Annotated in this window: 7 protein-coding genes; 4 read left to right on the forward strand and 3 right to left on the reverse strand. The window is 64.3% G+C overall.

Annotation, left to right across the window (positions count from 1 at the left end; genetic code table 11):
• Positions 1 to 255: 255 nt before the first annotated feature.
• The gene (locus tag BGO16_RS16770; RefSeq protein ID WP_292620208.1) at positions 256 to 1,320 is read right to left on the reverse strand and encodes a patatin-like phospholipase family protein; all 1,065 of its coding nucleotides are present in this window, start codon (positions 1,318 to 1,320) and stop codon (positions 256 to 258) included.
• 366 nt (positions 1,321 to 1,686) lie between these two features.
• On the opposite strand from BGO16_RS16770, the gene BGO16_RS16775 reads away from it, so the two are divergent.
• Complete coding sequence (locus BGO16_RS16775; RefSeq protein WP_292620199.1) at positions 1,687 to 2,058, forward strand: phosphoribosylglycinamide synthetase C domain-containing protein; 372 nt, start codon at positions 1,687 to 1,689, stop codon at positions 2,056 to 2,058.
• 122 nt (positions 2,059 to 2,180) lie between these two features.
• Positions 2,181 to 3,092 (forward strand): alpha/beta hydrolase, encoded by a 912-nt coding sequence (locus BGO16_RS16780; RefSeq protein ID WP_292620201.1) that lies wholly within the window; start codon positions 2,181 to 2,183, stop codon positions 3,090 to 3,092.
• Here BGO16_RS16780 and BGO16_RS16785 read toward each other — a convergent pair.
• Complete coding sequence (locus BGO16_RS16785) at positions 3,076 to 3,522, reverse strand: nucleoside deaminase (RefSeq protein ID WP_292620202.1); 447 nt, start codon at positions 3,520 to 3,522, stop codon at positions 3,076 to 3,078. The two genes, BGO16_RS16780 and BGO16_RS16785, sit on opposite strands and share 17 nt — an antisense overlap.
• A gap of 188 nt (positions 3,523 to 3,710) precedes the next feature.
• Between BGO16_RS16785 and BGO16_RS16790 the strand changes: the two genes are divergently transcribed.
• Together BGO16_RS16790 and rsmD are read left to right on the forward strand one after the other, a co-directional pair.
• Positions 3,711 to 5,738 carry a pseudouridine synthase gene (locus tag BGO16_RS16790; RefSeq protein WP_292620204.1) on the forward strand — a complete coding sequence of 676 codons (2,028 nt, stop codon included), beginning with the start codon at positions 3,711 to 3,713 and terminating at the stop codon, positions 5,736 to 5,738.
• 2 nt (positions 5,739 to 5,740) lie between these two features.
• Complete coding sequence (gene rsmD, locus BGO16_RS16795; protein ID WP_292620205.1) at positions 5,741 to 6,295, forward strand: 16S rRNA (guanine(966)-N(2))-methyltransferase RsmD; 555 nt, start codon at positions 5,741 to 5,743, stop codon at positions 6,293 to 6,295.
• Positions 6,296 to 6,466: 171 nt separating this feature from the next.
• Here rsmD and BGO16_RS16800 read toward each other — a convergent pair.
• Positions 6,467 to 6,749, reverse strand: a 283-nt coding sequence (locus tag BGO16_RS16800; RefSeq protein ID WP_292620206.1) for a sigma-70 family RNA polymerase sigma factor, incomplete at its 5' end; no start/stop codon positions are given.

Raw genomic sequence — 6,749 nt, forward strand, 5'->3', positions numbered from 1 at the left:
ACTTGACCTAGGAGGTTGCTCGATGGTCAAGCCGAAGAAAGGTAGCAAGGTAGTGCCGAAGGACAAGGCGCCGCTCCGGGAGTTGCCCTTGCCCTACGAGGTCCTGGCTGGGAAGTTTCAACTCTCGCCTGCGGATGTCGGCGCTTCCGGCCCAGGCAGCAGCTTCAGGATCACTCATACCCGATCGATCGGGAGATGGGCGGGAGCCAGATCGGAGGTCCGAGGTCAACGAAGAGTTCGACGAGGCCCATGGCATCAAACTTGCTGCAACAGGATATCCAGATCGATTGATGATTGCTTGCCAAGGTTTTTGCTGTCCGCCATCAGGAAGGCCTCGGCGGCACGGCGGCCCTCCTCGCGCAACATGCAAAGGAAGTCCCATTCTGCGTTGAATTTCGACGATGCTCCGAGTTCGGCAAGAACCTTGCTCGCGATGAGATGAATGCGCATTTCGGCCCATTTGCGTCCTTCGGAGTTCCCCGCGTCCGCGACCTGTCGCAACAGCGCGATCATACGCAGCTCCTTAAGTAGCGTGGCATTGAACGAGACTTCGTTCAGTCGGTCGAGTATTTCACGCGCGGAGCGTGGTGTCCCGGCTCGTTCAACCGGATTGACGGCCACGAGAAGTGTATCCTGCGACTTGCACTCGCGTACGAGTGGCGTGATCGTCGGATTGCCGGAGTAGCCGCCATCCCAGTAAGGCTCGCCCTCGATCTCGATGGCTTGAAAGAGAGTCGGGAGGCACGCGGACGCAAGCAGAACCTCGGGTGTAAGCTCGGCGTTGCGAAAAACGCGCCCGCGGCCGGTGTGAACATTCGTTGCCGTGACGAACAACTGAATTGGAGAATCCGCAACCTGCGCGAAATCGACGGATTCGGCAAGCACCTGGCGCAGAGGGTTGGCGCCGGCTAAATTCAGGTCATAAGGCGAAAAAACCCGGCTCGCCAGATCGAAAGCGAGATAGAAAGGGGACGTGTCGAGGGTCCAGCGGCCCAGGAAAACGTCCAGAGGGCTTCGCCGGATGGGGCTGAACCGCGCCGAATCTGCGACCCGCCGCCAGAACGCGTTCAACGCGGACTTAGCGCCGGCGGACCCATCGATCGCAAAACCACTGGCCAGCACGACAGCGTTCATTGCGCCGGCCGACGTACCCGATATCCCGTCGATGCGTAGCCATGGCTCATCCAGGAGCCGATCAAGCACCCCCCAGGTAAATGCACCATGCGATCCGCCGCCCTGCAGCGCGAGATCGATCAGCACGGGATCGCGCGCCTCGCTGACATGTCGCTCTTGCGCTTGCTTCACGGACTTGGTCTCCATAGCGGGCTCCAGCAACCCGCTTTCATTCTGAAGAATGCTCTGCTGTTCCTGGAAGTATGCGGACACGCGAAGAATGCGTCGATGACGTTTAAGAAGATATAGGCTGGGAGCGAGTGCCAACTGCACCCGATCTGTAAACTATCGCCCGAAATTGCATCGAACAATCAACTTTATGTTAGTTTTAAAGCGGCGATACGGATAGTGATCGGAAGTGGGCGGAAGTACGCATTCGTCAGATCCAGGCGCCGCGCACGCGCACATGGCCGTAGGTATCCTCGACGGATTCCGGCGCGTTCGGCAATAGTTGTGCAGGGCCTGCGGGCATCTGGCTCCCTTCTGTTGCGCCTCCGTTATCGGCAGTCGTTCATGAATATTCTCCTGCTCGGTTCCTGCGGCCGCGAACATGCGCTGGCCTGGAAAATCGCCGACTCCGTGCTGCTGACGAAAGCGCCGGGCAATGCAGGTATCCCCGGCGACTATGCAAAGGGGACGCCCATTGAAGGGCTCGACGCCGCGGCCGAGGTCGAGGGCGTGGAGATTTTCCAGGCCGGAACGAAGGAGGAGGGCGGTCGCATCCTCGCCAATGGCGGGCGCGTGCTGAATGTCTGCGCCTCGGGCAAGACGGTTGCGGAGGCGCAGGCGCGCGCCTACGAGGCGGTGGATCGCATCATATGGCCCGACGGCTTCTGCCGCCGCGACATCGGCTTCCAAGCGGTTGAGCGGGAGAGCGGCGTATAGTTTCATCCCGCGCGGGTGTTGCGACGGGTTGCATTGGCGGCCGCAATCGTCTCGAATCCGGTGTCAGGTGCATTCCGGACCGGATCGTGCCACTCGGATACCGGAGATGAAAGGGATCAGCCATGCCCGACCTTGCCGATCTGTTTCCCGGTTATGCCTCCGAATGGATCAACACAACGTCGGGCCGCATCTTCGCGCGCGTCGGAGGCGAGGGACCGCCGCTGTTGCTGTTGCACGGTTTTCCGCAGACGCATGTGATGTGGCACAAGGTTGCCCCGCAACTCGCCGACGCCTTCACCGTCATCATTCCCGATCTGCCCGGCTACGGCTGGTCCGACATGCCTGAGAGCGATGCGGACCACACGCCCTATACCAAGCGCGCGATGGCTGAAACCTTGATCGAGGCCATGGAGAAGCTCGGTCACGTGTATTTCGCGCTGGCGGGGCACGACCGCGGCGGCCGCGTCGCCTATCGGCTCGCGCTCGATCATCCCGGACGGCTGTCGAAACTCGCCGTGCTCGATATCCTGCCAACTTACGATTACTGGTCGCGCATCAACCGGCTGTCGGCGCTGAAAATCTATCACTGGGCGTTTCTCGCGCAGCCCGATCCGCTGCCGGAGAAGCTCATCACCGGGCAACCGGATTTTTTCCTGAAGCAGACGATGGCGCGCAAGACCGGATCCGGCACGCTCGATGCCATCGATCCGCGCGCGCTCGAGCATTATCTCGCGCCGTGCCGCGATCCTTCGCGGGTCCATGCGATGTGCGAGGACTATCGCGCCGGCGCCCATGCCGATTTCGAGATCGACAAGGTCGATCTCGAAGCGGGCAAAAAGATCACCATTCCGATGCTGGCGCTGTGGGGCGATGCGGGCATCGCCGCCGCGGCCTCGGCAAGGCCGCTCGATGCATGGCGGGTCTGGGCAACCAACGTGACGGGCGGCGCGGTGAATTCAGGCCACTACCTGCCGGAAGAAGCGCCGGACGAGACCGCGAGGGCACTGAGGCAGTTCTTCACCGCCGCGCCTTGAAGAAATCGCGCAGCAGCGTCGCCGCTTGGTTTTCGCCGACCGCTGGATACACCTCCGGCCGGTGATGGCAGGTTGGCGCGGCGAAGAAGCGGACGCCGGAATCCACCGCGCCACCTTTCGGGTCCGCCGCTCCGTAATAGAGCCGCCGGATCCGCGCGAACGAGATCGCAGCCGCACACATGGTGCAGGGTTCCAGCGTCACATAGAGATCGCAGCCGGTCAGCCTCTCGCTGCCGATGGCGTGCGCGGCGGCCCGCAGGGCCAGGATTTCGGCATGCGCCGTGGGATCGCGGTCGGTCAGCGTGCGGTTTCCGGCCGCCGCGATGACCTCGCCGTTCCGCACGATGACGCAGCCGATCGGCACTTCGCCCGACTTTCCCGTCGTTTCGGCGGCTTCAAGCGCCAAATCCATGAAACTTGTTGCGGTCATGTCTGGTTTCCCGGGGCGCATCCGCTTTTGCTGATCGCGCTCCGGCGAGAACCCTGTTAAGAGGCGCGCTCAAAACTTGAATTGGTTTTTCGCAAGACGGTGCTTCGGACAAGAACCGCGCGCGAGACCGTTATGCTCATCCTCGGGGTCGGCGTCGCCGCCGGCCGGTTGCTTTTGCGAGAACATTCATGCCCCGCGATACCGATAAAGACAATGCACGTGGCCGGCGTGATCGTCCCCCAGGCGGCAAGCGCCGATCCGGTGCGGCGCGCGGGCCGGAAAAGAAGCTCGCCAAGCGCGGCCTTCCGGCGCGGGACGAAGGCGGCAAGCGGTCCTCAACCGGCAAGGCTGCTGGTGCGAAACCCTATGCCCGGACGTCACCGGCGGGTGCGAGGAAACCCTATGCGGGCAAACGCGATGGCGGTGACGCCGCGCGGCCTCGCTTCAAACGCGACGACGGCGGCGACAAGCGTGCCTACGCGCCGCGCGGGGATTCACCCCGCGGTGAGCGGCCGGCCTTCAAACGTGACGATCGCGCGCCGCGCGCTGACCGTGACGAGGCGCGCCCTGCAAGGCGCTTTGCCGATAAGAAATTCGGGGAGAAACCTCCCTACACCCCGCGAGGCGAAGGTTTCCGGAAAGACGGCGACCGCCCGCAGCGTGCGCGGCCGCAAGGCGATCGGCCTTATGGCGCGCGTCCGCCGCGCCAGGGCGGTGGCGAGAAGCGCGCTTATGAGCCGCGCGGGGATCGCCCTGCCGGTGACAGAAAGTTTTCACGCGGTGCGGCGGATCGTGGTTCGCGCGGGACGCGCAAGGAGTTCGGCGACCGTCCGGAACGTGGCGAATCCAAGCCTTGGGAGAAGCGCGATGCCCGCCCGCGCGATGATCGCGGCGGCGCAGGGCGTCCACGGTTCTCGAAATCGCGGGATGAACGTGCTGCGGGCGGCGAGCGTGGCCCGCGCACGTTTGATCGTCCGCAAAGCGAGCGTCCGCGCTTCGATCGCCCGCGACAGGATCGTTCTGCAGGTGACCGTCCTCGCAACGAACGCAATGCGTGGCAGGAACGCCCGCGCCGGGAGGATCGCGACGATCGCCCGCGCCGTGACAATGAGGACGACAGCAAGGTCTTCGCGAAACGCCCGGCGTTCGGTGGGCGCGGCGCCTATCGGGAGCGCAGGCCTGACGACGACCGCCGCGGCGCGCGGCCGGAGCCGAAGCCGAAGAAGGCCGGCGAGCGCATCGCGAAAGTGATGTCGCGCGCGGGTCTCGCCTCGCGCCGCGACGCCGAGGAATGGGTCACGCAGGGCCGCGTCGCCGTCAACGGCCGCGTCATCAACTCGCCGGCGCTCGACGTCACCTCGCGCGACGTCATTACCGTGGATGGTCAGCCGTTGCCCGAGCGCGAGCGTACCCGGCTGTTTCTCTATCACAAGCCGCGCGGATTGATGACGACCCACGCCGATCCCGAAGGACGGCCGACCGTGTTCGACAATCTGCCGGCAGGTCTGCCGCGGCTGATCAGCGTCGGCCGGCTCGACTTCAACACCGAAGGATTGCTGCTGCTGACCAATGACGGCGGTCTGGCGCGCGCGCTGGAACTGCCGGACACCGGCTGGCTCAGGCGTTACCGCGTCCGCGCCCACGGCGAGGTGACGCAGGCGCAACTCGATGCGCTGAAGCATGGCGTCGAGGTCGACGGCGTCAAATACGGCTCGATCGACGCCACGCTCGAGCGTGATCAGGGCGCGAATGTGTGGCTGACGTTCGCGATCCGCGAGGGCAAGAACCGCGAGGTGCGCAACGTGATGGCGCATCTCGGACTGGAGGTGAACCGGCTGATCCGTATTTCCTACGGTCCGTTTCAACTGGCCGAGATCGCGGAAGGTGAGGTCGAGGAAGTCAAGACCCGCGTGCTGCGCGAGCAACTCGGCGACAAGATCGCAGCGCTCGCCAACGCGAATTTCGCCGGCGCCGCCGCCGAAGCCGATGCTCCCAAGCTCGGCCGCGACGGCACGCCGCTGCGCTCTAAGAAGGACAACAAGGAGAGAACGAAACGTTCGTTGATCGAGGATCGCAAGGGCCGCAGCGTCGTGGTGCAGCGGACCGGCAGCGACGAGGCGCGGGCGCGCAACGAGGCCGAGGCCAACGGTTACGGTCCGCCGCGCCGGCCGAAACGCGGCTATCATGGCAAGCGCGATCTGACTCCGCGAGACTGACGATGCGCGTTGTCGGCGGGCGGCTGAAGGGCCGCAACATCGCGTCGCCTGCGTCAAATGCGATTCGGCCGACCCAGGATCGCCTGCGCGAGTCGCTGTTCAATATCCTCGTTCACGCCTACGCGAATCCCATGGACGGTGCGCGCGTGCTCGATCTGTTTGCTGGGACCGGCGCGCTCGGCATCGAGGCGGTGTCGCGCGGGGCGAAGTTTGCGCTGTTCGTGGACAACGGCGCCGAGGCGCGCGCATTGTTGCGCAATAATGTCGAGGCGCTCGGGCTCGGCGGCGTCACCAAAGTCTATCGCCGCGATGCGACCCATCTTGGCCCGGCGCATCCGATGGAGCCGTTCTCGCTGGTGTTCCTGGATCCGCCCTATGGCAAAGGTCTGGCCGACCAGGCGCTGACCTCGCTGCGCGAGGGCGGGTGGCTTGTGCCGGACGCGCTGGTCGTTGTCGAGGAAGCAACCGCGGCTGCGTTTGCCGCGCCGGACTGTTATGACGAACTCGAACGCCGCGCCTATGACGACACCGAGTTCGTGTTCCTGCGGAGTGCGTGAACTCGGAGCGACGTGGAATTGACCTGCAAATCGACGCAGGGGCGCGCGGCGTCCGGTTGAGTCACGGCCGTGCCTGTCGCAGGCATTGATGTCTCGGGAAGACAGGGATGGCCGGAATACATAGAGCCTCGCTTCTGATGGAATCAAAAGCGGGGCTCTATAATTTTAGCGTCAGCGAGCGGCTTCGAGTGCGGCTTGCTCCTGCCGTGCGATCGCGGCTTTCACCGCCGATTGTACCTTCTCGAAGGCGCGAACCTCGATCTGGCGCACGCGTTCGCGGGATACGTTGAATTCGGCGGCGAGATCCTCCAGCGTCATCGGTTCATCGGCGAGGCGCCGTGCCTCGAAGATGCGACGTTCACGCGGATTGAGCACGTCCATGGCGCCGCTCAACGCCTGACGACGATGATCGAACTCCTCGTACTCGGCCATGACGGCTTCCTGGGTGGGCGAG

The sequence above is a fragment of the Nitrobacter sp. 62-23 genome (assembly GCF_001897285.1).
Classification (GTDB): domain Bacteria; phylum Pseudomonadota; class Alphaproteobacteria; order Rhizobiales; family Xanthobacteraceae; genus Nitrobacter.

Excerpts from the sequence above, each read along its gene's own strand:
- BGO16_RS16770 (WP_292620208.1), bottom strand. The coding sequence starts at position 1,320 with ATGGAGACCAAGTCCGTGAAGCAAGCGCAAGAGCGACATGTCAGCGAG.
- BGO16_RS16775 (WP_292620199.1), top strand. The coding sequence starts at position 1,687 with ATGAATATTCTCCTGCTCGGTTCCTGCGGCCGCGAACATGCGCTGGCC.
- BGO16_RS16780 (WP_292620201.1), top strand. The coding sequence starts at position 2,181 with ATGCCCGACCTTGCCGATCTGTTTCCCGGTTATGCCTCCGAATGGATC.
- BGO16_RS16785 (WP_292620202.1), bottom strand. The coding sequence starts at position 3,522 with ATGACCGCAACAAGTTTCATGGATTTGGCGCTTGAAGCCGCCGAAACG.
- BGO16_RS16790 (WP_292620204.1), top strand. The coding sequence starts at position 3,711 with ATGCCCCGCGATACCGATAAAGACAATGCACGTGGCCGGCGTGATCGT.
- rsmD (WP_292620205.1), top strand. The coding sequence starts at position 5,741 with ATGCGCGTTGTCGGCGGGCGGCTGAAGGGCCGCAACATCGCGTCGCCT.